The sequence below is a fragment of the Mycobacterium sp. AZCC_0083 genome, assembly GCF_014202335.1.
Taxonomy (GTDB): Bacteria; Actinomycetota; Actinomycetes; order Mycobacteriales; family Mycobacteriaceae; genus Mycobacterium.
In genome coordinates this window covers 122831-146008 of the sequence record NZ_JACHGP010000007.1, presented here as the reverse complement: position 1 = coordinate 146008, position 23178 = coordinate 122831, and the positions used below count along the sequence as shown (strand labels likewise).

At 65.1% G+C, this 23178-nt stretch carries 21 protein-coding genes; 9 read left to right on the top strand and 12 right to left on the bottom strand.

Annotated elements, in window-relative coordinates:
- Nucleotides 1-6: 6 nt before the first annotated feature.
- Genes HNP02_RS18495 through HNP02_RS18485 form a run of 3 tightly spaced genes read right to left on the bottom strand, consistent with a single transcriptional unit; the run spans nucleotide 7 to nucleotide 3727 of the window.
- A complete protein-coding gene (locus tag HNP02_RS18495; RefSeq protein WP_184441094.1) occupies nucleotides 7-456 on the bottom strand; it encodes a hypothetical protein in 450 nt (149 codons plus the stop codon).
- Nucleotides 453-3305, bottom strand: coding sequence for an RND family transporter (locus tag HNP02_RS18490; protein ID WP_184441685.1), 2853 nt, complete (start codon nucleotides 3303-3305; stop codon nucleotides 453-455). The genes HNP02_RS18495 and HNP02_RS18490 overlap by 4 nt, the downstream gene beginning before the upstream one ends.
- Nucleotides 3284-3727: an MmpS family transport accessory protein gene (locus HNP02_RS18485; RefSeq protein ID WP_184441092.1), complete on the bottom strand. Its 444-nt coding sequence runs from the start codon at nucleotides 3725-3727 to the stop codon at nucleotides 3284-3286. Before HNP02_RS18485 ends, HNP02_RS18490 begins: the two co-directional genes overlap by 22 nt.
- 196 nt (nucleotides 3728-3923) lie before the next feature.
- Here HNP02_RS18485 and HNP02_RS18480 point away from each other — a divergent pair, with 196 nt between their 5' ends.
- Nucleotides 3924-5072: a zinc-binding dehydrogenase gene (locus HNP02_RS18480; RefSeq protein WP_184441091.1), complete on the top strand. Its 1149-nt coding sequence runs from the start codon at nucleotides 3924-3926 to the stop codon at nucleotides 5070-5072.
- Nucleotides 5073-5087: 15 nt separating this feature from the next.
- Here the strand turns inward: HNP02_RS18480 and HNP02_RS18475 are convergent, their stop codons facing one another.
- The 3 genes from HNP02_RS18475 to HNP02_RS18465 form a co-directional block, all read right to left on the bottom strand.
- A complete protein-coding gene (locus HNP02_RS18475) occupies nucleotides 5088-6038 on the bottom strand; it encodes an FAD-dependent oxidoreductase (protein WP_221317739.1) in 951 nt (316 codons plus the stop codon).
- Nucleotides 6039-6174: 136 nt separating this feature from the next.
- Complete coding sequence (locus HNP02_RS18470) at nucleotides 6175-7449, bottom strand: hypothetical protein (protein WP_255506659.1); 1275 nt, start codon at nucleotides 7447-7449, stop codon at nucleotides 6175-6177.
- A 29-nt stretch (nucleotides 7450-7478) separates the two neighbouring features.
- Nucleotides 7479-7625, bottom strand: a complete 147-nt coding sequence (locus tag HNP02_RS18465) for a hypothetical protein (RefSeq protein WP_184441089.1) — start codon at nucleotides 7623-7625, stop codon at nucleotides 7479-7481.
- 81 nt (nucleotides 7626-7706) lie between these two features.
- On the opposite strand from HNP02_RS18465, the gene HNP02_RS18460 reads away from it, so the two are divergent.
- Nucleotides 7707-8180, top strand: coding sequence for a helix-turn-helix domain-containing protein (locus HNP02_RS18460; RefSeq protein WP_309241612.1), 474 nt, complete (start codon nucleotides 7707-7709; stop codon nucleotides 8178-8180).
- Between the two features lie 18 nt (nucleotides 8181-8198).
- On the opposite strand, the gene HNP02_RS18455 is transcribed toward HNP02_RS18460, so the two are convergent.
- Genes HNP02_RS18455 through HNP02_RS18445 form a run of 3 tightly spaced genes read right to left on the bottom strand, consistent with a single transcriptional unit; the run spans nucleotide 8199 to nucleotide 10927 of the window.
- A complete protein-coding gene (locus HNP02_RS18455) occupies nucleotides 8199-9359 on the bottom strand; it encodes an endo-1,4-beta-xylanase (protein WP_309241611.1) in 1161 nt (386 codons plus the stop codon).
- Between the two features lies 1 nt (nucleotide 9360).
- The gene (fmdA, locus tag HNP02_RS18450) at nucleotides 9361-10608 is read right to left on the bottom strand and encodes a formamidase (protein ID WP_184441085.1); all 1248 of its coding nucleotides are present in this window, start codon (nucleotides 10606-10608) and stop codon (nucleotides 9361-9363) included.
- Nucleotides 10609-10618: 10 nt separating this feature from the next.
- Entirely contained in the window at nucleotides 10619-10927 is a 309-nt protein-coding gene (locus HNP02_RS18445) for an FmdB family zinc ribbon protein (protein ID WP_184441083.1), read from the bottom strand.
- 207 nt (nucleotides 10928-11134) lie between these two features.
- Here HNP02_RS18445 and HNP02_RS18440 point away from each other — a divergent pair, with 207 nt between their 5' ends.
- Complete coding sequence (locus tag HNP02_RS18440) at nucleotides 11135-11581, top strand: ester cyclase (RefSeq protein WP_184441081.1); 447 nt, start codon at nucleotides 11135-11137, stop codon at nucleotides 11579-11581.
- A gap of 18 nt (nucleotides 11582-11599) precedes the next feature.
- On the opposite strand, the gene HNP02_RS18435 is transcribed toward HNP02_RS18440, so the two are convergent.
- Nucleotides 11600-12139, bottom strand: a complete 540-nt coding sequence (locus HNP02_RS18435; RefSeq protein WP_184441079.1) for a hypothetical protein — start codon at nucleotides 12137-12139, stop codon at nucleotides 11600-11602.
- Between the two features lie 80 nt (nucleotides 12140-12219).
- A complete protein-coding gene (locus HNP02_RS18430; RefSeq protein WP_184441077.1) occupies nucleotides 12220-14004 on the bottom strand; it encodes a thiamine pyrophosphate-binding protein in 1785 nt (594 codons plus the stop codon).
- Nucleotides 14005-14237: 233 nt separating this feature from the next.
- Between HNP02_RS18430 and HNP02_RS18425 the strand changes: the two genes are divergently transcribed.
- The 6 genes from HNP02_RS18425 (at nucleotide 14238) to HNP02_RS18400 (ending at nucleotide 22088) form a co-directional block, all read left to right on the top strand.
- Nucleotides 14238-15803 (top strand): FAD-dependent oxidoreductase, encoded by a 1566-nt coding sequence (locus HNP02_RS18425; protein WP_184441075.1) that lies wholly within the window; start codon nucleotides 14238-14240, stop codon nucleotides 15801-15803.
- Between the two features lie 11 nt (nucleotides 15804-15814).
- Complete coding sequence (locus tag HNP02_RS18420) at nucleotides 15815-17920, top strand: FAD-dependent oxidoreductase (protein ID WP_184441073.1); 2106 nt, start codon at nucleotides 15815-15817, stop codon at nucleotides 17918-17920.
- Between the two features lie 155 nt (nucleotides 17921-18075).
- Nucleotides 18076-19413, top strand: coding sequence for a histidinol dehydrogenase (gene hisD / locus HNP02_RS18415; protein ID WP_184441071.1), 1338 nt, complete (start codon nucleotides 18076-18078; stop codon nucleotides 19411-19413).
- Nucleotides 19414-19426: 13 nt separating this feature from the next.
- Nucleotides 19427-19978, top strand: a complete 552-nt coding sequence (locus tag HNP02_RS18410) for a VOC family protein (RefSeq protein WP_184441069.1) — start codon at nucleotides 19427-19429, stop codon at nucleotides 19976-19978.
- Between the two features lie 2 nt (nucleotides 19979-19980).
- Entirely contained in the window at nucleotides 19981-21432 is a 1452-nt protein-coding gene (locus HNP02_RS18405; RefSeq protein ID WP_309241609.1) for an aspartate ammonia-lyase, read from the top strand.
- On the top strand, nucleotides 21429-22088 hold the full coding sequence (locus tag HNP02_RS18400; RefSeq protein WP_184441066.1) for a ThuA domain-containing protein: 660 nt from the start codon (nucleotides 21429-21431) through the stop codon (nucleotides 22086-22088). The genes HNP02_RS18405 and HNP02_RS18400 overlap by 4 nt, the downstream gene beginning before the upstream one ends.
- Before the next feature lie 4 nt (nucleotides 22089-22092).
- Here the strand turns inward: HNP02_RS18400 and HNP02_RS18395 are convergent, their stop codons facing one another.
- Nucleotides 22093-23160, bottom strand: coding sequence for a LacI family DNA-binding transcriptional regulator (locus tag HNP02_RS18395; protein WP_184441064.1), 1068 nt, complete (start codon nucleotides 23158-23160; stop codon nucleotides 22093-22095).
- Nucleotides 23161-23178: the final 18 nt, after the last annotated feature.

The window sequence follows — 23178 nt, the reverse complement described above, 5'->3', positions numbered from 1 at the left end:
TGACGGTCACGCCTTCGGCTGTGCCACAACCTTCTTCGGCAAACGCCGTCTCAGGCTTGCGCTCATGATCATCCGAATGGCCAGGTTCGTGGACGTGAACATCGGGATTACCCCAAGGAACGTGCGCTCGGAGGGCGTCAACCCGTGCAAGTGCGCGTAGTCGAGGCTGCCGAAGACGTAGAAGCATCCGATGCTGAAGATCGCCAAGGGGATGCAGAGGGCCATGAAGGACCCTCGATCGGAAACGGCCTGCCTCGCTACGGCCAGCTCTTCATCAGACATCGGTTCACGTTTCTGCAGCTTGCGCAGAACCCTTGGGATGCCGCCGATTTCGTCGCTCAGCGGCAGTGTCGGCCGGCGCCCTAGCCGCGCCACGTTGACGGCGGCAATCCCGGCGAAGATCACGAGGAACACGAAGGAGATGACCGTCGGCAGTGTCCACACGCTGTGCATCATTGCTTCACTCCAAAGTCTGACACCTGCCGCAGTGGGCGGGTACGCACCAGCGTCGGCCACCAGAACCATGGCCCGAGAATCCTCAGGAGACACGGCACGATGAAGGTACGCACGATCAGCGTGTCGAGCAGCAGGCCCATGCACACCGTCGACCCCACCTGACCGATGGTCCGCAGATCGCTGGTGAGCATCGCCAGCATGGTGAAGGCGAACACCAGACCCGCGGACGTCACCACGCCGCCAGTGCTTCCCAGCGCGCGGATGAGGCCGGTGTGTATCCCGGCTCCCAGCTCTTCCTTGACGCGGGAGATCAGCAGGAGGTTGTAGTCCGAACCGACCGCCACCAGGATGATGAACGTGAGCGGTAACACCAGCCAGTGCAGGTGCAGGCCGATCAGGTGCTGCCAGACGAGGACCGAGAGACCGAACGCGCCGGCGAACGAGAAGGCCACCGTGCCGGGAATCACCAAGGCGGCCATCAGACTTCGCGTGATGAACAACATGATCAGGAAGATCAGGATGAAGGCGGCGATCGCCACGATGAGCAGATCGGACGCGGCGTAGGTCTTGATGTCCAGGTTGTTCGAGCCCGCGCCGCCGATGTAGATCTTGGCGCCCGCCAACGAGGTTTCCTTCAGCGCAATCTGGATGGCTTCGGGAAATTTCTCGACGTGTTCAACCCCTTCGGGGCCCATGGCGTTCCCCTCGTGGGTGACGATGAAGCGGGCTGCCTTGCCGTCCGGTGACATCATCAGTGTCATACCGGTTTTGACATCCTCGTTGTCGAAGGCCTCTCGTGGCATGTAGAAGTAGGAATCACTGCGAGACTTGTCGAAGTCGTTGCCCACGTTGATCAAGTCGTCGAAGGTCTGGTCGGTCTGCGTGGACTGCAGATGCGCAGGGCCGTAGGAGTTGACGATCACCGCCTGCAACGCGGCCGTCTCGTCCCTCTGGATCTTCAACTGGGCAACCATTTGGGGCATGAGCGCGTCGATGGCCTGGAAATCACCGACGGCGTTGTGGATCTGCGTGTCGAGGGCGTCGATGCCGTCGAGCCCGTCGAACAGCGATTTGAAGGCGTAGCACACGGGAATGTCGAAACAGTGCGGCTCCCAGTAGAAATAGGCCTTGAGGGGCCGCATGAAGTCGTCGAGATTCGATATGTTGTCGTTGACTTCGTCGGTGACCGCCTGCAGGTTCTCGAAGGTGAGGACCGTGGTGTGCAGATCATCGGCCAACTTTTGGGTCAGGTCGATCGTCTTGCCAAGCGTCTCCACGGTTTCCGCCTGGATCTGGGCCTGTTTGTCGGTATCGCTGTTCTGCGACTGGTTGAAGGGCAGCTGTTGACCGCTGCCGCCGCCCTGCGTGGTGAACAGGTAGGGAATGGTGGCGCGGTCGAGTGGTCGGCCAAGGGGTCTGGTGATGCTCTGCACCATGGCGACTCCGGGAACGCGTATGAGAGCCCCCGCAACACGGTCCAGCGAGATGAAGTCCGCCGAGTTCCGCATGTCGTGATCCGACTCGACCATGAGCATCTCGCTGAACAGCTTGCTGGGCGGGAAGTGTCGATCCGAGGCCGCAAAGCCCTGGTTGGCGGGAGCATCGGTGGGTTGGTACGTGCGGTCGTCGTAGCTCACCCGATAGGTGGGCACGAAGACCGCCCCAACCATGACGACGGCGCAGCTGGCCGCGAGAATGGGCACCGGCCACCGCACCACGCTCGCGGCGATCCGTCGATAGAGGTGGCCCCTGACCAATCGCTTCGGGTCAAAGAGGCCGAAGAGGCTGCCCACCGTCAGGATGGCAGGCCCGAGCGTGAGCGCCGCCGCGATCGTGAACAGCATGGCGATCGCGACGGCCGGTCCCATGGTGTGGAAGTAGTCCAGGCGCGCGAAACTCAGACAGAAACCGGCGCCCGCGATGGTCAATCCCGAGCCGATGATGATGGGCGACACACTCCGGTATGCGGTGTAGTACGCGTCTTCTCGGCTCTCGCCGAGTTGGCGGGCCTCCTGATAGCGGCCCATCAGGAAGATGCCGTAGTCGGTACCGGCCCCCAGGGTCAGCGAGATGGTGATGTTCACCGCGAACGACGAGAGCGGGATGACCCCGAAGTGCCCGAGGGTGGAGACGACGCCCTTGGCGATCAGCATCTCGAACAGCACGGTGACCAGCGGCATCAACACCGTGCTCGGGGAGCGGTACACCAGGAGCAGCATGAAGATGATCAGGAAGATCGTCACGATCGTGATGTTGTTCAGGCTCGAGTTCGCGATCGTCAGCGTGTCCGACGCCAGCGGTGCCGCGCCACTGACGTAAACCTTGAGTCCTGCTGGCGGAGTGTCCTTCGCGATGATGTCGCGGACGGCATCGACGGATTTGTTGGCCTCGATCTGCCCGATGTCACCGGCGAGGCGCAACAGCACATAGGTGGACTTGCCGTCGACGCTCTGTGCCCCGGCCGCGGTGATCGGCTTGCCCCAGAGATCCATCACGTATTGCACGTGCTGGGGGTCGTTCTTCAGCCGCTTCATCAGGTCGTCGTAGTACTGGTGGTCCTTGTCGTCCAACGGATGGTCGGCCTCCAGCACGACCATCGTCAGGCTGGTGGACGTGGACTCTTGGAACTTCTCGCCGATGTGCAGCATCGCGACCTGGGACGGCGCGTACGTCGGAATCATCGGGCCTGCGAGCTCTGCCGCGACGTCTTCTACCTTCGGAATGAAGGTGTTTGTCGTGACGGCGACGAGACCCCAGAAGATGATGATCGGAATGGCGAGGACACGGACCGCTCTTGGGAAGAACGGGCGGCCTGCCTGATGCGCGCTCACGCGGATTTCACCCTGCAGGTGACGTCAGCGTTCCGACGTGTGGCCGATTGGTCATCGCGGACAACGCCATTCACCAGCATTCGGCAGTGCACCTCGCCGCCATGGACCTGCGCCGAGATGCTGCCGGAGACGACGGTCAGTGTGGTGGTCTCGGTGTGCGACCAGGGCAACGTCGAGAGGTCGACCGTGTGCGGATGGCCGTCGATGTCGATGTACGAGAGCAACCCGCCGTCGCCGAGGTCGCCGTCCAACTCATAGGTGAGCTGCTTCGGCACGAACTCCTCGGGTGCCTGGGGGCCGTTGACTGCGAGGACTGGCCCCGGGGCGGACGCCTGATGCACCTTCCACATGCACAGCGAGCCCAAGGCGATGGCAATGACGGCGACCAGCGGTAGCCAGACTCTGGCCAGGACGGTCCTGGCCCTTGAACGTTGGCTCATTCGATCACCTCTCGCATTCTCACCCGCCTATATCAACTAGGTTGATATAGAGCCCTAAAAACGCTACCAGCCCTAGGCCCGAGAACACCAGACGGACGGTGTCGACGAGCCTCCGGTGCTGATCAGTGTGCGCGTCAGCGAACGGTGGCGCGGGAGTACCGTCGCTGACAGATAGCGACAGGAATGAGGACCGTCCATGACCGCCGATCTGCCCGAGAATGCGTTGCAACTGCGGTCATTGGTGACCTCGCAGGGCACGCTGGAGCTCTCGCTGCACGACGTCCCAGTTCTGGAGCCCGGCGCCAACGACGTGGTGGTACGGGTGGAGGCCTCGCCGATCAACCCGTCAGACCTGGGGCTGCTCTTCGCCACCGCTGACATGTCGACTGCGAAGGTGGCGGGCACGCTGGAGCGTCCCGTGGTCACGGCACCGTTGAAAGATGGCTCCCTTGGCGCGTTTTCGGCTCGCGTCGACCAATCGCTGCCAGTGGGCAACGAGGGTGCGGGTACCGTCGTTGCCGCGGGCTCGTCGCCGGCAGCGCAGGCACTTCTCGGCAAGATGGTGGGCGTCGCCGGCGGCGCGATGTACTCGCAGTTCCGCGTGGTGAATGCAGCCGCGTGTCTCGTCTTGCCCGACGGGACGCCGGCCAGAGACGGAGCGTCGTCCTTCGTCAACCCCTTGACCGCCCTCGGAATGGTCGAAACGATGCGCCGAGAGGGGCATTCGGCTCTGGTGCACACGGCCGCGGCGTCCAATCTCGGCCAGATGCTCGTCAAGCTGTGCCTCGCGGACGGAATACCGCTCGTCAACATCGTCCGCAAGCCCGAGCAGGAGGAGCTGCTCAGGGCGACGGGCGCAGTCCACGTCTGCAATTCGGGCTCGCCGTCGTTCGCCGCCGACCTTCTCGAGGCGCTGAAGGCGACGTCGGCGACGCTGGCGTTCGACGCCACGGGTGGAGGTCCGCTGGCGGGTCAGATTCTCAGCGGGATGGAGCAAGCCGCCAACGCGACCGCAGCCGAGTACTCACGCTATGGGTCGACCGTGCACAAGCAGGTATATCTCTACGGCCGCCTCGACACCAGTCCGACCACACTCGACACCGGGAGCATCGGCATGGCGTGGGGCTTTGGCGGGTGGCTGCTGACGCCCTTCCTTCAGAACGCCGGCGCCGAGACCATTGGACGGCTCCGAGACCGGGTGGCCGCAGAGCTGACCACGACGTTCGCGAGCACCTACACCGGCGAGGTTTCCCTCGCAGGCATGCTGCAGCCCGATGCGTTCAACGCCTACAACAAGCGGGCAACGGGGGAGAAGTTCCTGGTGACTCCGCAGGCTCTGCCGTGACGGCGTGCACCTAGGTCAGACGAGCGCGACGACCTCGCGTGCACAGCCCCAACTCAGCGTGACTCCCGCTCCGCCGTGCCCGTAGTTGTGTATTACTCGCGCACCGGAACTGAGCGGTTCGTCCTCCTCGAGGCGGACGGTCGAACGGCCAGGGCGCAGTCCGACGACGTGCTCGAGCACCTTCGCGTCCCGTAGTGCCGGGACCAGGTCCCAGCAGCGCTCGATGATCGCGGCGCCGACGGCCATGTCGACCGCCGTGTCCCAGCGCCCTTCGTCCAGGGTGCCGCCCAAGATGCAGTCGTCCGTCCGAGGGTGCACGTACGCGCGACCGCCGGGATGGTGCTCGTCGCGCACCGACAGGGTCAGACCGGGATTGGTGACGCGGACGATCTGGCCCCGCACCGGGTACACCGCGCCGTCACCGATCAGTTCCCGTGCGCCAAGGCCTGCGCAGTTGACCACCACGTCGGCACCGTCGCCCACCTCGTGTAGCGACTGCACGTGCCGCTGGATGAACTCGCCGCCGAGGTCGCGGACTCGAGCGACCAGCCACGGCAGGTAGATCGGCATCTCGGCCAGCGGCACCGAGAAGCGCAGGCCGTACCGATAGCCCGGCGGCAGTTCGTCGGCGTCGGCGGCACGGACCCCGCCCACCGCAGCCGCCCACTCGGGTTCACCAGGGGGCTGCCGGTAGAGGCCGAGCGACTCACGCATCACCACCCCAGGCACCGCCATCTCCGCGTGGATGGCGAGCACGTCGAAGGTGTCCTCACCCCAGCGCAACACTCGCTCCCAGGGTCCTACGTGTGTCGGGAACCAGACTGCTGCCGCGAGCGCTGAGGTGGTGGTCGCACTGGGCTCGGCGGCCACGATCCGCACCCCGTGGCCTGCTTCGAGCAGGGAGATGGCCGTGGTCAGTCCGCTGACTCCCGCGCCGACCACTACGACCTGCAGTGCGTCCTGCACGGTAGCAAAACTACGCGGACAGCTCAGCTGAGCCAACTTGCTCGCGCCCCGCCGAAAGTGCGGTTGTTTGCACGGTTACTCGAGGTTCGCGTTCAACATCCGTACGTTGGGCGAGCATCGAGGTGGCGATTGCTCGCTACCCCTGGCCCGGGTAGGGCAGGACGTCGATGACGTCGCCACCGTTGACCGGTGGGCCGAGCAGCACGGTCGACCTGGCTTCGGTGGTGTCGTAGGTGACGAGCGCCTCGCTGCCGCCGCACCCTTCCCTGGCCGTGAGCTGAAGGTCGTTCCGATCGGCACCGACCACGAACACGCTGCTGTCACCTGACACGTCGGGCACCGCCACCTGTGAGGTCGTTCCGTCGGCGTTGAGCGTGGCCAGATATGTGACGCCGCAAGGGCCCAAGGCTTGTACGAACGTCCCAGAGGGCAGCTTCCACGCGTTCGCGTCGCCGAAATCAGGGCCCCTCTGACCGTCGTTGGGCGCGGTGAGAGCGGTCGGTGCGTCACCGCTGATGGGCACCAACCACAGCCGCGTACCGCTGTCGTCGGTACCAGTGCATCGCATGAGGATGGTCGTGCTTCGGTTGCCGTCCCACCACCGCAGCGGGCTGCAGGATTTCTGGCCGTTGATCGACACCGTCTTGCTGATGATCCCGTCGTTGCCCATGACGCTGAAGCCGGAGGGCCTCCCGAGGATGATCCGTGTGCCGTCGGGTGTGGAGAGGTATCCGCCGCTGAAGTCCGGCCCCACCGGATAGGTCAGAAGGTGGTTGCCTGCGAGGTCGGCGCTGATGAGTGCCCCGGGTTGGCTCTGCCCCGGCCAGGACCGGCTGGGAGGAGAGAAGAGACCCGGCGTCTCGAGTAGCAGTGCCGCGCCATCGGGTCGGGTGAAGCGGGGGCGGCCTTCGACGGCGAATTCGGTCTGCGCGCCGGTGTGGAGGTCGACGATGATGGCGGTCGGGAGCTTGGCGTACTCCGTGTGGAACAGGGCTTTGCTCCCGTCGCCCGACCAGTCGACGAGTTCGGGGCCCGCCATCTCGCCCGGCGGCTTGAAGGTGGTGATCGCGTACCGGCCACCGGCCGGGTCGACCAGGTACAGCGTGGTGGTGGCAGTCGCTTCCGTCGGCTCGCCAGGAGCCGGTGGTCCGCCGGTAACCGGACTCCAGGTCGCCAGTAGCCAACCGGGACCCACCTGGGGCCAGGGGACGGCCCCGATCGGTTCCTCGACGCCGTGTGCCGCCGGCTGTGCCGGTGGCGAAGTGGGGTGGCTCGATGCGCCGTGCCCCGCCGTCGAATCAGTCGACGAAGAGCACCCAGCCACCAGCACTGCCGCCAGCGCGGCGATCACCACGGTCATTCGTTTCAAGTGCGTATCGCCCCAGACGTCGCCGTACCCTGCCAATCTCATTCGACAATACGGTCATCCGGCACGTGGCCTCAGTTGGTTCGGACGCGTGCGAGTTGTGGCCTTGGTCGGCCAGGGCCAGCCGCAGTGAGTTGGTTGCCGACGATGGGTGCGAATGCGCGGGCGACGGCGAGCACGCCGAAGAAGTTGGTTTCGAACGTCTTTCGGATCTCGGTCACGTCGACCCGCGGTGGCGTAGACCGTGCGGAGGCGTGGAATGACGAGGTGTGACGATGAATGTCCGGACCTACCCTGGTGTGGTGAGTACCGCGCCAACCGCGTATCAGCCCCCCACCGCTCAGTGCGCGATCGAACGCACGCTGGCCGTGGTCGGGGAACGCTGGTCACTGCTGATCCTTCGCGAAGCCCACGGCGGGGTCACTCGGTTCGCCGACTTCCAGGCCAACCTCGGCATCGCCACCAACGTCTTGATGACCCGGCTCGGGAAACTCGTTGCCGCCGGCGTCTTCGAGAAGCGGGAGTACCAAATACCCGGGGAGCGAGCACGTCTCGAGTATCACCTCACCCAAACGGGACGTGACCTGTCCATCGTGCTCGGAGCGCTGCAGCAATGGGGCGACACGCATCTTCCCCTGCCGAGGGGGCCGGTGACCCAGCGCTCGGATCGAGCCACGGGCAAGCCGGTCTCGGTGTCCTTCGTCGACGAACACGGCTCGCCGATCGACACGAGCCAAGTCAAGCTCGACGGACCGGGTGCCGCCGGATCGAAGTGAGTGGTCATACGCTGGGCGTCAACCAGTGAGCGCGTCAACGATGCCGTCCCAGGCGGGTTTTCGGGCGTAGGTCGCGTCGGTAGGGGTCGCGGCGCCGTACCCGGTGAAGGTGTCGGCGTAGTCGGTGATCCACGACCTCTTGTCGGTGAACCCCCACAGCGTGATGCCCGAGCAGCTGGGTTGGTGAAGGCAGAGTTCGGTCATGGTCTTGTAGACGTCTCGTTGGCGGTCGAGGTCAGCAGGCTCGGCGACGCCGTCGACGACCGGTACCCGCACGTCGAGCTCGGTGAATCGGATCGCCACGCCGAGGTCGGCGAAGCGTTGCAGGTTGGCGGCCATGTCCTCGGTCAGGGGTTGCTGGTTCTTCCCGCCGAGCATGTGGCCCTGGAATCCGATCCCGTCGATCAGGGGTTTGGTCGTCGGGGAGCCGTCGACGACGACGTCAACGGTGGTGTCGCGCAACCGTTTCACCAAGTCGTAGATGGCATTGGACTTGTCGCTGTGCGTCTCGGCGCTGTGGTCGTTGTAGAACAGCAGGGCATGGGGATCGGCGAGACGGGCGGCGCGGAAGGCGTCGAAGACGTACCGGTCGCCGTGCGTGGTGTCCCACCACACCGTGTGTTGAAGTTTGCCCATTTGGTCGAAGGCTTCGTTGACGACCGTGACGGTGCTGGCCTTGCCCGCGTAGTGGCGCATCACGGTGGTGATCGAGTCGAGCATCAGCTGGTGGCGCGCAGCGGGTGGCAAGTCCCTGACGGTCCGCGGCACGATCTCCCACTGAGGCTGATCGAGCGGGTCCCAGACCAAAGAATGGATCTGAAAGTCCTGGTGTGACTTCTCGGCCAGCTCGGCGACCGCGTCGGCTTCGCGAAAGTCGAACACACCCGCGGCGGGTTGGACGGTGTTCATCATCGTGCCGATTTCGGTTGTCAGGGAACCGAACTCGGATACGGCCACATTGCGATAGCAAGGATCGTCGACGGCGAACGTGCTGCGATACGCCGTCCCGAAGACCTTCCCTCGGGCCGCGGCGAGCTCGGCGAGCGACGGTCCCGCCATGCCGCACGTGCCTGCGGGGGCCGCGGCGGGGGATGGTTGATTCGACGGCGGCGACGTACACCCGGATGCCACGACCACCACCGACATGAAGCCTGCAACCAGAACGCGTGGTGACCGCACGCTACGACGAGACGGCGCAGCTCCCGCGGTCCGCGGTGATGGGCCCCGACGCCGACGGCCGGATGTCGACGTCGAAGATCGCCGTCGGGAGATAGAGCGAACAGCACGCGTTCGGGATGTCGACGACGCCGCTGACCCGGCCCTCGATCGGTGCAGCACCGAGCAGCAGGTACGCCTGCGCCCCTGAGTAGCCGAACTTCTGCAGGTACGTCACGGCGTTGAGGCATGCATTGCGGTAGGCGACGGTGGCGTCGTTGTACAGCTGGGTGTCGGTGTCGTGATCGACGCCGATTCCGATGAACGTGATGAATTCGGAGTAGCGCGGTTCGACGTTGCCCGGCATCAGGATTGGGTTCGTCGTGACGCCGTAGGTTTCCATGCCGCCCTTGATCAGGTCGACGTGGAAGTCGATGAATCCGCCCATCTCGATGGCGCCGCAGAAGGTGATCTCGCCGTCGCCCTGGCTGAAGTGCAGGTCGCCGCCCGAGAACAGCGCACCGGGCACGTGCACGGGGTAGAACACCCGAGAACCCCTCGTGAAGTTCTTGATGTCGTGGTTTCCGCCGTTCTCCCTGGCAGGCACGGTGCGCGCGCCTTCCAGCCCGATCTTGGTCAGCGTGTCCCCGCTTGCCGTGCCACCGAGCACCGATTCCTCCAGCGGCGGAAGCGCCAGCGCAGGGATACGGCCGGGATCGGTGTCGATCAGGGCCTGCTCGCGAGCGTTCCACCGCGCCAACAGTTCCGGTGATGGCGCCGTTCCGAACAGGCCAGGATGGGTGATGCCCGTGAACTCGACACCAGGGAGGTGCCGCGACGTGCACTTCTGCCCGGAGAAGTCCCAGATTGCCTTGTAGGCGTCGGGGAAGTAGTCGGTGAGGAAGCCGCCGCCGTTCGCCTTGGCGAAGATGCCGGTGTAGCCCCAGCCCTGGCCGGGCATCTCGCCGACCTCCTGCGGCACCGGGCCCAGATCGAGGATGTCGACGACGAGAAGATCGCCCGGTTCGGCGCCCTCGACGTAGATCGGTCCGGACAGCATGTGGGCGTGCGAGAGGTCGACGTCGCGGACGTCGTTCGCGGAGTCGTTGTTGCCGATCTGCCCGTCGGTCCATTCGCGGCACTCCACCCGGATCGACTGACCAGGCCGCACGTGCACGGCAGGCGGGATGTCGGGATGCCACCGGTTGTGGCCCGGCACGTCCTGGTCGCGCATCGAACGGGCCTGGTCGACGGAGAACACGACGTCGGGCATCTTCAACTCCTCAAGGGCGGGGCAGTCGGGCGTGGCGGGGATCGGTCGTGGTGCGGGTGGCCCGTCGCGAACGTCCTGGCACCGCCGACACCACCGTAGGAGCATCAGCGCTGCGGGCGCCGGCGTCGAGGGCTTGGCGTAGCCGCGGATTCAGGGATCGCAACGCAGGTACGCCGAAGACGCGTCGTGCGTTGCGCCCGCAGGTCGGACAGGTGGCCGGGTCGTCGACCGTTGACATGGGCCGGACCAGCGTGAATGCGCCGCACGGCTCGCAGTCGTATCCATAGGTCGGCAAGTACTCGTACCTCCGCGAATCCATTGGGGCTCAAATCCATTGGATCACGCCGGTCGGAGCCGCGCCAGATGGTCGGCGCGGTGAGGAAACGGCCTCGTGCGCGGAACGTCCGCGTCACGCGCCCGAAACGTCAGATGCCGAGTGATCTCACATTCCCGTGTTGCCGCACGTCTACCCGATGAGCGCCCCGGCCGGGGTGACTCGGAACCGCTGGTCAACGGAAGGACGAACATGTCGATCGAGGAGAACAAGGCCGTCGTCGGACGCTGGTTCACAGAATTCTGGGGGCCGAACTTCAATCCAGCCGTCATCGACGAGCTCGCCGCACCGCACATCCGCTTCGAGTACTCCCTGCACGCGCCGTGTCGCGGTCGCGCGGAGGTGCTCGCGTTCGCCACGAAGTTCCGCGCGGCGTTTCCCGACCTTGCCTTCAGCGGCACTGCTGACCTGATCGCGGAGGGCGACTACGTCGTAGGTCAGTGGGTCGGCGGTGGCACCCAGACCGGTGAAGCGTTCGACGACATGCCGATTGGTGCGCTTCCTGCGGAGACCGGCAAGACCTTGCGATTCAGCGGCACCAGCATCCTCAAGGTCGAGAACGGGCTGATCACCGAGGAAATCGGCCTGGACGATGGTGTGAAGGTGTTGACTCAGCTGGGCTTGATCGTCGCGGCGTGAGCGGCCTGCTCGGTGATCTCACCGGCGGGCCGACGCCGTCAGTGCTTGACCGTTCGCGGATTGCAGCAGGCAGATGACAGTGCTCGGCAGGGGATTGTTGGACGTTCGGTCCTGCCCCGAGTCGATCAGGTAGGTCACCGAGTAAGGGCTGCTGTCGGCGGGTCGACCGGTGTAGTCGGGAACGCCCGCCGCGCAGACGCGGTTGGCGACGTCGGCGATGGCGGCATTGACCTCCACTGGTGCGCGCAGATAGACCTCGGCCGCGTGCGTGGTCGCGCAGTCGACGATCGCGACGGATACCTCACCGAGGTCGACCGCGGGAACGTCGGCAATGCAGTCACCGATCTGCAGGTCGACCCACTTGTGGGTATCGGGGGTCAGCGGCATCGGTGGAGCGGCGATCGTCGGCGGCGGTGACGTTGACACGGCGGACGTCGGCGTGGCCATCGTCGTGGCCATGGTCCTGCCGATCGAGGTGTCGGTGGCAACGGGACCACAGGCCGCCAATGATGCGATCGTGCACGCACACAACGGAAGGCGATGACTTCGGATCCGCATGGCGGCCTCCTCGATCCGCGCCCGACCGGCTAACGGACGAGTCTATGCGCGAGCCTGCGCGACGCACCGAGATCGATGACTTATTGGTGCTGTTCGCTGGCCCGCAGCTGCCGGTATTCGTCGGCGCGCTCGTCGGTGATGTGGGGCAGCGGTGGAAAGTCCAACCAGCCGGGAGTGAATGGGCTGGCCAGGTCACGGTCCGTGGGAATCTCGACGAGCACGGGAGCCTGCGCGTCGAACGCCCGTTTGAACGTGGGTTCCAGATCGGCGGCTGACTCGATCCTGAAGGACTCGAGCCCGAAGGACTTGCCGAGATCCTTGAAACTGGGGCTATAGGGGCTGCCATCGGGGCGGTTGAACTCGGTGCCGATGATCCGGTCGGTGGCATTGCGCTGACCGCCGCGGATGGAGATGTAACCGGAGTTGTCCTGGACGATGAACACCACGGGGATGTCGTGCTGGACGGCAACACCGATCTCCTGGGCGGTCATCAGGAAGTCGCCGTCACCGGTGATGCAGGCAACCTGACGCTCCGGCGCGGCAAGCTTCGCCCCGAGTGCAGCGGGCACCGGCCACCCCATGGCGGAGAATCCTCCTGTGGTCAGATGGGTCCGCGGTTCGTAGACGGGGAACGTCTGCTTCACCGCACCCTGGGTGTTGCCCGACCCGGCCAATACGATGCCGGTGCGGTCCATCACCTGGCGCAGTGCGTGCAGCGGTCGCTGCAGGGTGAATGGAAAGCGGTCGGTGTCGCGACGCGTCGACAACTCGTTCTCCCACTCGGCCTTGCGCTCGGCGACCTCGGCGAGATAGTCGCTGCGATCGGGCTTGGTCGGCAGGGAGGCGACGATCGCGGCAACCGCCGGCTTGGCGTCGGCGAGGATCCCGACCTCGGCAGGATAGATCTTGCCGATCTCGTGCGGATCGATGTCGATGTGGATGAGCTTCGCGGGTGGGAACGAGAAAGATTGTCCGCGGGCGTAACTCGACGCCGACCAGTCGGTGAAGCGGCACCCGATGGACACCACGACGTCGGCGTTGGCGGCCAGGTAGTTGCCGTGGATGGTGCCGGTCTGCCCGACACTGCCCACGAACAGGTCGTGGTCTTCAGGAAACGCGCTCTTGCCATTCCAGGTGGTGACGACGGGAATGGACAGCCCCTCGGCCAGTGCGAGCACTTCGTCGGTGGCGTTGGCACTGATGGCGCCACCACCGACGACGATGACTGGACGCTTGGCGGTGCCCAGCAGCGTGACGGCTCGACTGATCGCCTCGGGGTCGGGGTATTGCAACCCGACTGGCAGTCTGCGGGCCAGGTCGTGAAAGTTGACCTCGGCGGTCTCGGCATGCAGATCCCATGGCACCTCGACGTGGGCCGGACCGCGACGGCCCGTCAGCATCGTGCTGAACGCGCGGTGCATGATGAACGGCAGATCCTCGATGCTGTTGGCCACCCAGCTGCGCTTGGACACGGCCTCGGCGATCTGTGGAAAGCCGTTGTCCTTCTGGCGTTCCAGCTCTTGGAGGACGCCGCGGCCGCGCATGTGACGCGGTGGCCCGCCCGTGATCACCAGCACGCTGGTGGAGTCGCTATAGGCGGTAGCCAGGCCCAGCACGGTGTTCGATGCGCCCGCGCCGATCGACGTGACCGCAACCATCGGCTTGCCGGACACCCGGTAGTAGCCGTCGGCCAGATGAACCGCACTCTGCTCGTGGTAGGTCTGGATGAAGGGGATCTTCGACTCGTCCTCGTTGAAGGCGTCCATCAAGCCCCAGATGCCGTGCCCGGGAATGCCCGCGACGTACGGAATCCCGTACTCCTTCAGGATGCGGGCGATGACCTGCCCGCCGTTGAGCCTAGGCATGGAATGTCCTTCCGGTCGTGAGGTACTGGACTGGCGCTCGCATCGACGTGCGACGACCGTCGTACACAGTGTGACCCCGACGGATCACGTGTGGTTAGGCCCAAATTGTGCAGTTGGACGGAAATGACCTGCACACAGTGCGCCTCCTCCTGGGAGCGCCGCATCCCTACGTTTGGAGAGTGTCGTCGTGTCATCCGTCGATACGAAACCCTCAGCCCAGGGGAGTGCTTTCCATGTCCACACCAGTTGCGGCGTTGCAGTCGCAAGTCGTCACCGACCCGCCGGAGGTCCTGGTGGCCGACGTCGCCATCATCGGTTCCGGCATGGGCGGGGGCAGTCTCGCGTACGCGCTGCGCGACCGTGACGTCGACGTCCTCATCATCGAACAAGGCGACTTCCTCCCGGTGGAGCGGGAGAACTGGTCCTTCGACGCCGTGCATACCCGCGGGCGCTACAAGAACTCCGCCGCGTGGCACGACACCCTGGCCGGCAGGGACTTCGTACCCGGCAACTACCACTACGTCGGTGGCAGCACCAAGCTCTACGGGGCCACGCTGCCGCGCTTTCGCGAATGCGATTTCGGTGAGATCGAGCATGCCGACGGTGTGTCGCCGGCGTGGCCCATCGATTACGCCGACCTCGAGCCGTTCTACGGCCAGGCCGAACAGATGTTCTGGGTGCACAGCAACAAGGGCGAGGATCCAACCGACCCATGGCGCTCCACTGACTACCCGTTCCCTGGCATACCGCACGAGGGGGCGACCGCCCGTCTGGTGGAGAGCGCGAAAAGGCAAGGCCTGCATCCCTTCGCGGCGCCGCAGGCTCTCGACCGCCGACCCGGCGGCGGATGCGTCCTGTGCTACACCTGCGACTCGTTTGCCTGCATGGTCGACGCCAAGGGCGACGCCGACGTCGCCGCGGTGCGGCCGGCACTGAGCGCTGCGTCGAAGAACGTGCGGCTGTTGACCAACGCCGAAGTCACCCGGTTGGACACCGACCCCACCGGTCGCCGCGTCACGTCCGCTCGGATTCGCCACCACGATCGCCGAATTCAGGTGCGCGCGAAGCGTTTCGTCGTCGCGTGCGGCGCGGTCAACACCGCGGCGCTACTGCTGCGATCGGCCTCGGACGCCCATCCCCGTGGCCTGGCCAACTCCTCCGACCAGGTGGGCCGCAACTACATGGCGCACCTGACCACCTTCGTCCTGGCGATCGATCCACGGCAAGAGAACCAAGCGGTCTACCAGAAGACGTTCGGAATCAACGACTGGTACACCGCGGGCCCTGGCAATGAGTACCCGCTGGGGAATGTCCAGGGATTGGGCAAACTCCGTGGGCCGCAGGCGAAGATGGGCCAACCGTTGGTTCCGATGCCCATCCTCGACGCGGTCACCAAATACACTCTCGACCTGTTCGTCCAATCCGAGGACCTGCCGCTCGCCGACAACCGCGTGCACCTCAACTCCTCGGGCCAGATCTGCCTGACCCGCCGCGAAACCAATGTCGCCGCACACCGCGAGCTCATCAAGCGCATGAAGAAGGTCATACGCAAGGCGGGCTTCCCGTTCGTGATGACCCGTAGTCTCGGCGTGGAAGCTACCTCCCATCAGTGCGGAACCGCCCGCATGGGCGATGATCCGGCGACCAGCGTGGTCGACGCGAGCCTGCGGGCACACGATCTGGACAACCTATGGATCGCCGACAGTTCGCCGTTCCCGTCGTCGGCGGCCGTCAACCCAGCGATCACCGTCTCGGCATTGGCCCTGCGGCTGGGCCAATCCGGTGCGCTGACCGCCTAGGAGATGCATCCGTGACGTCAACCGTTGGTACTGAAAACACTGGTACCGAAAACACTGGTACCCAAACCTCTGACACCGACCAGACTCTCGCGCCGCTGTTCGAACCGATCACGTTGGGCAGCGTGCAGGTCCGCAACCGCGTCGTCATGACCGGCCACGGCACCGGCATGGCCAAGGACTACCTGCCCACCGATCAGCACGTGGCCTATTACCGGGAGCGCGCGATGGGCGGCGTGGGGCTGATTGGCATGGCGTTCCCGCAGGTCCATCCGACCTCGCAGGACGTCCCAGGGGAGCCGCGGGCGTGGCTGCCCGAGATCGTGCCCGGCCTGCGCAAGATCAGCGATGCCGTCCACGAACACGGTGCCCGCATCGTGATGCAGCTGGGACACGGTGGTAGGCAGGGCCATTCGACGTTCACCGAGCGCGCACTGTGGGCTCCTTCGAACACTCCGTGCCCGTTCAACCTCGAAATGCCCAAGCAGATGGAGTTGGAGGACATCGACGAAATCGTCGAAGCACATGCGATCGGCGCGCGACACGCCAAACAGGGCGGGATGGATGGCGTGGAGATTCACTCCGGCTACGGAGGTTATCTTCTGGCTTCGTTCCTGTCGCCGTTCTCCAATCACCGGACGGACGACTACGGCGGCAGCCTGGAGAGCCGGATGCGCATCGTTCTTCGGGTGATCGACGCGGTGCGTGACGAGGTCGGCACCGATTTCGTGGTGGGCATGAATTTGCAGGGTCACGACTTCAGCCCAGGTGGCCTCCAGGTAAGCGACGCCCAGCAGATCGCGGTGGCCTGCACGACGACGGGCAAGGTCGACTACATCTGCGTCAAGGCGGCCACCTACAACGAGGCGCACCAGAACGTGCCGGACATGCAGCACCCGAAGCGGATCTGGGAAGATCTCGCGGCGGCGGTGAAGTCGGTCGTCGACGTGCCGGTGATCGCCGTCGGCCGGATCAACGAACCCCTGGACGCGGCGGAGATCCTGAGCCTTGGCCACGCCGACATGGTTGCGATGACCCGGCAGCAGATCGCCGATCCCGAGACGGTCAACAAGATGAAGGATGGCCGGCTCAACGAGATCCGTCGCTGCATCGGCTGCAACCAGGGTTGCATCGACCGGCTCTTCGACGTCACGCACTCGTCCTGTGTGCACAATCCCGCCGCCGGCTACGAGCGGGAACTGGGCATTGGCACCTTGATGGAGGCGACGTTCCGGCGCCGCGTCGTGGTCATCGGTGCGGGTCCGGCGGGGATGAAGGCCGCTGAGATCGCTGCTCGACAGGGCCACGAGGTCATCCTCTTCGAGCGACGGGCACATACCGGGGGTCAGCTGCGAATCGCCTCGAAGATCAAGGGGCGCGAAGAGATCGCCGGCGTCGTCGACCACCTCGACGTCATGATCGAAAAGTATGGCGTCGACCTGAGACTGGGTTGCTCGCCGAGCGCCGAGGACGTCATGGCATTGAGGCCGGACCACGTCATCGTCGCGACCGGATCCGCCCCGGCATCCGACATCGTCGGAAACCTGGCCCAGGGCATCCCGTTCACGCCAGGACTGGATGAGCGGCACGTGCTGTCGGTCTGGGACGTCCTGGAAGACGGCAAGCCCGTCGGCCAGCGCGTGGTGATCGTCGACGACGGCGAGGGCGGTTGGAAGGGCATCGGCCTCGCTCTGCAACTGCACGGCGACCTACACCACGTCGACTTCGTGACACCACTTCCCTACGTCGGCGCGAAGCTGGGACCGTTCAGCGCCAACCTCGCCGTCCCACGAATTCACCAGTCCGGCATGACAACCCATCCATTCAGCACGATGACGGCAGTCGACGGATCCACCGTGCACGTCACCGAACGGGGTCGTCCGGCCACCATCGTCGGCGTCGACACGGTGATCCTAGCCGGCTGGCACCGCCCCGTCACCGACTTGTACCTCACCCTCAAGAACGCCATGAAGGATCAGGCGGTTGCGGTCGAGCGTGTTGGCGACGCGATCGCCAGCCGAACCATGATGGAAGCCGTTCACGAAGGCGAACGCGCTGCCCGGCGGATTCCGGCGACGGCGGGCCAGGGCACTCGACGAGCGTTGCACGAACAACGGTGATTATGTGCATCGAATCGTGTGCCTGTTGCACACGATGCGTCTGTCGAGGTAGGCGAGGGGCGCCAAGACTGGAATGACGTCGGCAACCCCGCTCAAGGACGGTCAACACCGCCGACGTTCGATGCCCAGCAGTGCAGCGCAAGGAGATACGAATCGTGCCGGAGACACTCAAGGCGCCGACCGCCGAAGTCGGTACGCCCCACAAGAGCGACCCCAAGGTCGTCGCAACCGTCACCCAGGTTCTCGACGACATTCGCGCCAACGGTGACTACGCGGTACGCAGATATTCTCAGCAGTTCGACCGATGGGCGCCATCGTCATTCCGGCTCGACGAGGCCGAGGTGGCCTCGATCGTGTCCGATCTGCCGACCACCGTCATCGACGACTTGAAGTTTGTGCAGGCACAGGTACGGAATTTCGCTCAGGCACAACGCGACTCGATGCTGGACGTCGAGATCGAGACACTTCCCGGCGTGCGGCTGGGCCATAAGCACGTGCCCGTCGCCGCCTCTGGCGCCTACGTACCCGGCGGACGGTATCCTCTCACGGCATCGGCTCACATGACGGTCGTGACCGCGAAGGTCGCCGGTGTCGAGAGGGTGGCGGCCACCACGCCACCGAACAACGGCATCGCGCCGCCGATCAGTGTCGCCGCCATGCACTTGGCGGGCGCCGACGAGATCTACGTGCTTGGCGGCGTGCAGGCGATCGGTGCGCTGGCGCTGGGGACCGACACGATCGAGCCGGTGAACCTGCTCACCGGACCGGGCAACGCCTACGTTGCCGAAGCCAAGCGGCAATTGTTCGGCGAGGTCGGCATCGACCTGTTCGCCGGCCCCACCGAGGTCGTCATCGTCGCCGATGAGACCGCCGACCCCTTCGTCGTCGCGGCGGATCTGTTGAGCCAGGCCGAGCACGGGCCCGATTCGCCATGCGTGCTGATCACCACCTCCGAGCGGGTCGGCCGGGAAACGATCGCGGAGGTGTCACGGCAGCTGAGCAACCTGCCTACGGCCAACGTCGCATCGGTCTCCTGGGCGCAGCACGGCGAGGTACACGTGGTCGAGGACATCGAAGCGGCCTTCGCCATGGCCGATCGGTACGCCGGCGAACACGTCCAGATCCTCACTGCCGAGCCGCGACGCGCGCTGACCGGCATGCGCGATTACGGCGCACTGTTCCTCGGTGAGAAGACGTGTGTGTCATACGGAGACAAGGCGATCGGCACGAATCACGTGCTGCCGACACTGGGTGCGGCGCGCTACACCGGGGGCCTGTGGGTGGGGAAGTACCTGAAGACCGTCACCTACCAAGAGATCGACGACGCCGAGTCGAGCGCCGAGCTGGGCCGCATCTGCGGCCGCGCGGCCCGGCTGGAGAACTTCGAGGGCCATGCCCGGTCCGCCGACGTGCGCGCCGCAAAGTACGGCGGTGACGCCCTCCCATGGTCCGACCACGACTTCGGCGCCTCGCAGAGGGCTACCGTCTCCTGAAGGAGGACCACCCTTGACCACAACGCCTCGACCGCGAGTACCGACCATGCGCGCCGTCGACCACGTGGCCTTCACCGTGCCGAACCTCGATGAGGCGGTGCGCTTCTTCGTCGACCATTTCGGCGCCGAACTGATCTTCACCGACGGTCCGTTCGTCGACGACCAGTCGGACGGCATGCGCAGGCGCCTCAACGTCGACCCGCGAGCACGCAGCTCGCTCGCCATGATCCGACTCGGGCAGCACCACAACGTGGAACTGTTCGAATACGCTGCGCCGCAACAGCAGCCGACCCCACCACTCAACAGTGACGTGGGTGGTCATCACCTGGCGTTCTACGTCGACGACATCGACGCCGGCTACGAGTACATCCGGGCCATCCCCGGTGTCACGGTGCAGGAAGGGCCCAATGGGGTCAGCCCCGAGGCGCCGGTCGCCGGGCAACGATGGTTCTACTTCCAAACCCCATGGGGAATGCAGATGGAGTTGACCACGTGCGCCACCGGCGGCTTCTACGACGGATTGCCCGGCGCCGCGATGGCACCACCGACCCAGACGTGGCGGTGAGCGTGCCCGCGACCCGCCGCGAACGTGACTCCCTCGGCGAGCACCCGGTGCCGGAGGCCGCCTACTTCGGAATCCACACCGCGCGTGCACTGGAGAACTTCCCCATTTCGGGCATTGCGCTGTCCACCTATCCCGAGTTCGTCGCCGCGCTCGCCGCGGTCAAGCAGGCTGCGGCAATGGCCAACTGCGATCTCGGACTGCTTGATCGCCGACGGGCCGACGCGATCGTCGCCGCGTGTGCCGAAGTCCGTTCCGGCGAACTGCTCGACCAGTTCGTCGTCGACGTCATCCAGGGTGGCGCGGGCACTTCGACGAACATGAACGCCAACGAGGTGATCGCCAACAGGGCCTTGGAGATCCTCGGCGCCGCACGTGGTGACTACGACCGGTTGCATCCCCTCGAACACGTCAATCTCAGTCAAAGCACGAACGACGTCTACCCCACCGCCATCAAGGTGGCGCTGCAAGTCCTCGTCGCCGGGCTGCATGCGACGCTGCTGGACGTCGCAGCGGCCTTCGGTCGCAAGGCGACCGAATTCAGCTCCGTCATGAAGATGGGTCGCACCCAACTGCAGGATGCGGTGCCGATGACTCTCGGTCAGGAGTTCGGCACCTACGCGATCATGGTGGGTGAGGACGCCGAACGGCTGCTCGAGGCTGCGCGACTCGTCGCCGAGATCAACCTCGGGGGCACCGCCATCGGCACGGGACTCAACGCCCACCCGAGATATGCGTCGCTGGTGTGCGAGGAGCTCAACACCATCACCGGCTTCTCCCTTTCCACTGCGCGCGATCTCGTCGAGGCCACGCAGGACGTCGGCGCGTTCGTTCAGGTGTCGGGGGTGCTCAAGCGCACCGCGCTGAAACTGTCGAAGATCTGCAACGACCTGCGGCTGCTTTCCTCGGGCCCGCGCTCGGGGTTCAACGAGATCAATCTGCCTGCGGTGCAGTCGGGTTCGAGCATCATGCCGGGCAAGGTCAACCCCGTGATTCCCGAAGTCGTCAACCAGGTGGCGTTCGAGGTGATGGGCAACGACGTGACCATCAGCATGGCGGCCGAGGCGGGCCAACTGCAGCTCAACGCATTCGAGCCGATCATCGCGCACAGTCTCTTCCAGTCGACGACCCACCTCGACAATGCGTGCCGCACGCTGATCGACAGATGCATCAACGGAATCAGCGCCAACGAACGGCATTTGTACGAGTCGGTGACGAACTCGATTGGAGTGATCACCGCTTTGAGCCCCTACATCGGCTATGCCGCTTCGGCCCGAATCGCCAAAACGGCGTTGCACACGGGTAGGTCCATCCCCGATCTCATCGTCGAAGAGAGAATGTTGACTGCCGAACAGGTCGCCGAACTGCTGGTGCCAGAATCGTTGGTCAGTCCCAGAGAAATGTTGTCGTTGAGTACCGCCATCGCGAACGCGCGAGAAATGGAACCGATCCCATGACCAACGCCCTGTACCTCTACGGAGGTTGGCCGGGCCACCGTCCTTACGACATTGCCGAGTGGACCCGAGATCTGGTTGGTCAACTCGGATTCGACCTCGAAGAATCCCAGGACATCTTCACGCTGGACCGGGACCTGAGCGGGTACGACCTGATCATCCTTGGCTGGAACAATGCGCTCACCACCGAGGATCTCTCGGATTCCCAGGAGGACCATCTCTTGGCCGCCGTCGAAGCAGGCACCGGCATCGCCGCATGGCACGGGGCAGCTGCGGCCTTCAGATCGAGCCTGCGCTATCACCTGATGTTGGGCGGCGACTTTCTCGCTCACCCGGCGGGGGAGGGCTACCCATACTCCTACGAGGTCAACGTCACCGATCGCGATCACCCGGTCAGCCACGGTGTCAACGACTTCTCGGTCGCCTCTGAGCAGTACTACATGAGCGTGGATCCCAACAACACCGTGCTTGCCGAAACGACTTTCACGGGTGAGCATTTCGCGTGGCTCGACGGCACCAAGAGCCCCGTGGCGTGGGTACGGCAGTGGGGTGACGGGCGAGTCTTCTATCACTCCATCGGTCACGGCCCGCAGGACCTGGCCGGCGACGACGTGCGTCGGCTGACCAAGCAGGGCATCGCCTGGGCGGCCAGGAAGTGACCGACTAGCCCTGCCGAGGCGCAGGTCCGGTCGTCGACCGGACGATGAGCTCGGTAGCCATGATCGAACGCCTGCGGGATTGGCCGGCAATGAGGTCAAGCAGTATCTTCGCCGCGGTCCGTCCCTTGTCCCGCAACGGCTGACGTATCGTCGTCAGACCCACCAGGTCGGCGATCGGGGCATCGTCGAAACCGATCACCGACACAGCCTCGGGAACCGCAATGCCGTTGCTCGACAACGCCTTCAGAGCCGCCACCGCATGAACGTCCGACGTCGCGACGATCGCCGTCGGGGCGAACTCGCGAATGAGTAGGTCGGCAGCGGCCAGTCCGCTTGGCATGTCGATGTTCGCGGCTTCGATCAACGCGACGTCCGAGACGCGGACGCCGTGGTCACTCAAGGCGTGACGGTAGCCGGCCAGACGCTCTCGGAGATAGGTCTCCTTGGACGTTTCCGCATCGGCCCAGTAGCGATACCCAGGTGACGGTAGAGGACCGAGGCGATCGGTGATCACCCCGATTCGCCTGTGCCCCAGGCTGAGAACGTGGTCCATCTGTTCGGCGCCCGCCTGCCGGTGGTCCACCGTCACGTAGGGCAGATGGGGGACTCGGGGAGAGTCGATGGCGACTGCGGGAATCTCCCGTGCGCGTACCGCTTCGACGACGGGATGGTCATCGGGGAGGCAATGAATCACGACGCCGTCGACCAGCCCGCGCAAGACCGCCGGCTTTACCGGGTCGTTGCCATCACCCCGCTGCGGGTCGACGGGTAACAGCGTCAGAGCGACGTCGGCGAGCTCGCCGACCTCGACGATGCCCCGTACCAGCAGCATGGTGGACGGATCCTCGACGGCCAGCGACAGCGATCCGGGAATGAGAACCCCTACCGCTCCGATACGGCCAAGGCGCAGACTGCTTCCGGCGATGTTGGGCCCGGTGTATCCAAGGCTGGCTGCCACGGCGAAGATGTGCTCGCGCCTGACCGCCGACACGCGTTGTGATCCGCTGTAGGCGTAGGACACCGAGGCCTGCGATACCCCCGCCGCCGCGGCGACGTCCTTCATGGTGACCATGTCGCTACGCAGAGTAGT

Excerpts from the sequence above, each read along its gene's own strand:
- HNP02_RS18495 (WP_184441094.1), bottom strand. The coding sequence starts at position 456 with ATGATGCACAGCGTGTGGACACTGCCGACGGTCATCTCCTTCGTGTTC.
- HNP02_RS18485 (WP_184441092.1), bottom strand. The coding sequence starts at position 3,727 with ATGAGCCAACGTTCAAGGGCCAGGACCGTCCTGGCCAGAGTCTGGCTA.
- HNP02_RS18480 (WP_184441091.1), top strand. The coding sequence starts at position 3,924 with ATGACCGCCGATCTGCCCGAGAATGCGTTGCAACTGCGGTCATTGGTG.
- HNP02_RS18470 (WP_255506659.1), bottom strand. The coding sequence starts at position 7,449 with ATGAGATTGGCAGGGTACGGCGACGTCTGGGGCGATACGCACTTGAAA.
- fmdA (WP_184441085.1), bottom strand. The coding sequence starts at position 10,608 with ATGCCCGACGTCGTGTTCTCCGTCGACCAGGCCCGTTCGATGCGCGAC.
- HNP02_RS18445 (WP_184441083.1), bottom strand. The coding sequence starts at position 10,927 with ATGGATTCGCGGAGGTACGAGTACTTGCCGACCTATGGATACGACTGC.
- HNP02_RS18440 (WP_184441081.1), top strand. The coding sequence starts at position 11,135 with ATGTCGATCGAGGAGAACAAGGCCGTCGTCGGACGCTGGTTCACAGAA.
- HNP02_RS18435 (WP_184441079.1), bottom strand. The coding sequence starts at position 12,139 with ATGCGGATCCGAAGTCATCGCCTTCCGTTGTGTGCGTGCACGATCGCA.
- HNP02_RS18430 (WP_184441077.1), bottom strand. The coding sequence starts at position 14,004 with ATGCCTAGGCTCAACGGCGGGCAGGTCATCGCCCGCATCCTGAAGGAG.
- HNP02_RS18425 (WP_184441075.1), top strand. The coding sequence starts at position 14,238 with ATGTCCACACCAGTTGCGGCGTTGCAGTCGCAAGTCGTCACCGACCCG.
- HNP02_RS18400 (WP_184441066.1), top strand. The coding sequence starts at position 21,429 with ATGACCAACGCCCTGTACCTCTACGGAGGTTGGCCGGGCCACCGTCCT.
- HNP02_RS18395 (WP_184441064.1), bottom strand. The coding sequence starts at position 23,160 with ATGGTCACCATGAAGGACGTCGCCGCGGCGGCGGGGGTATCGCAGGCC.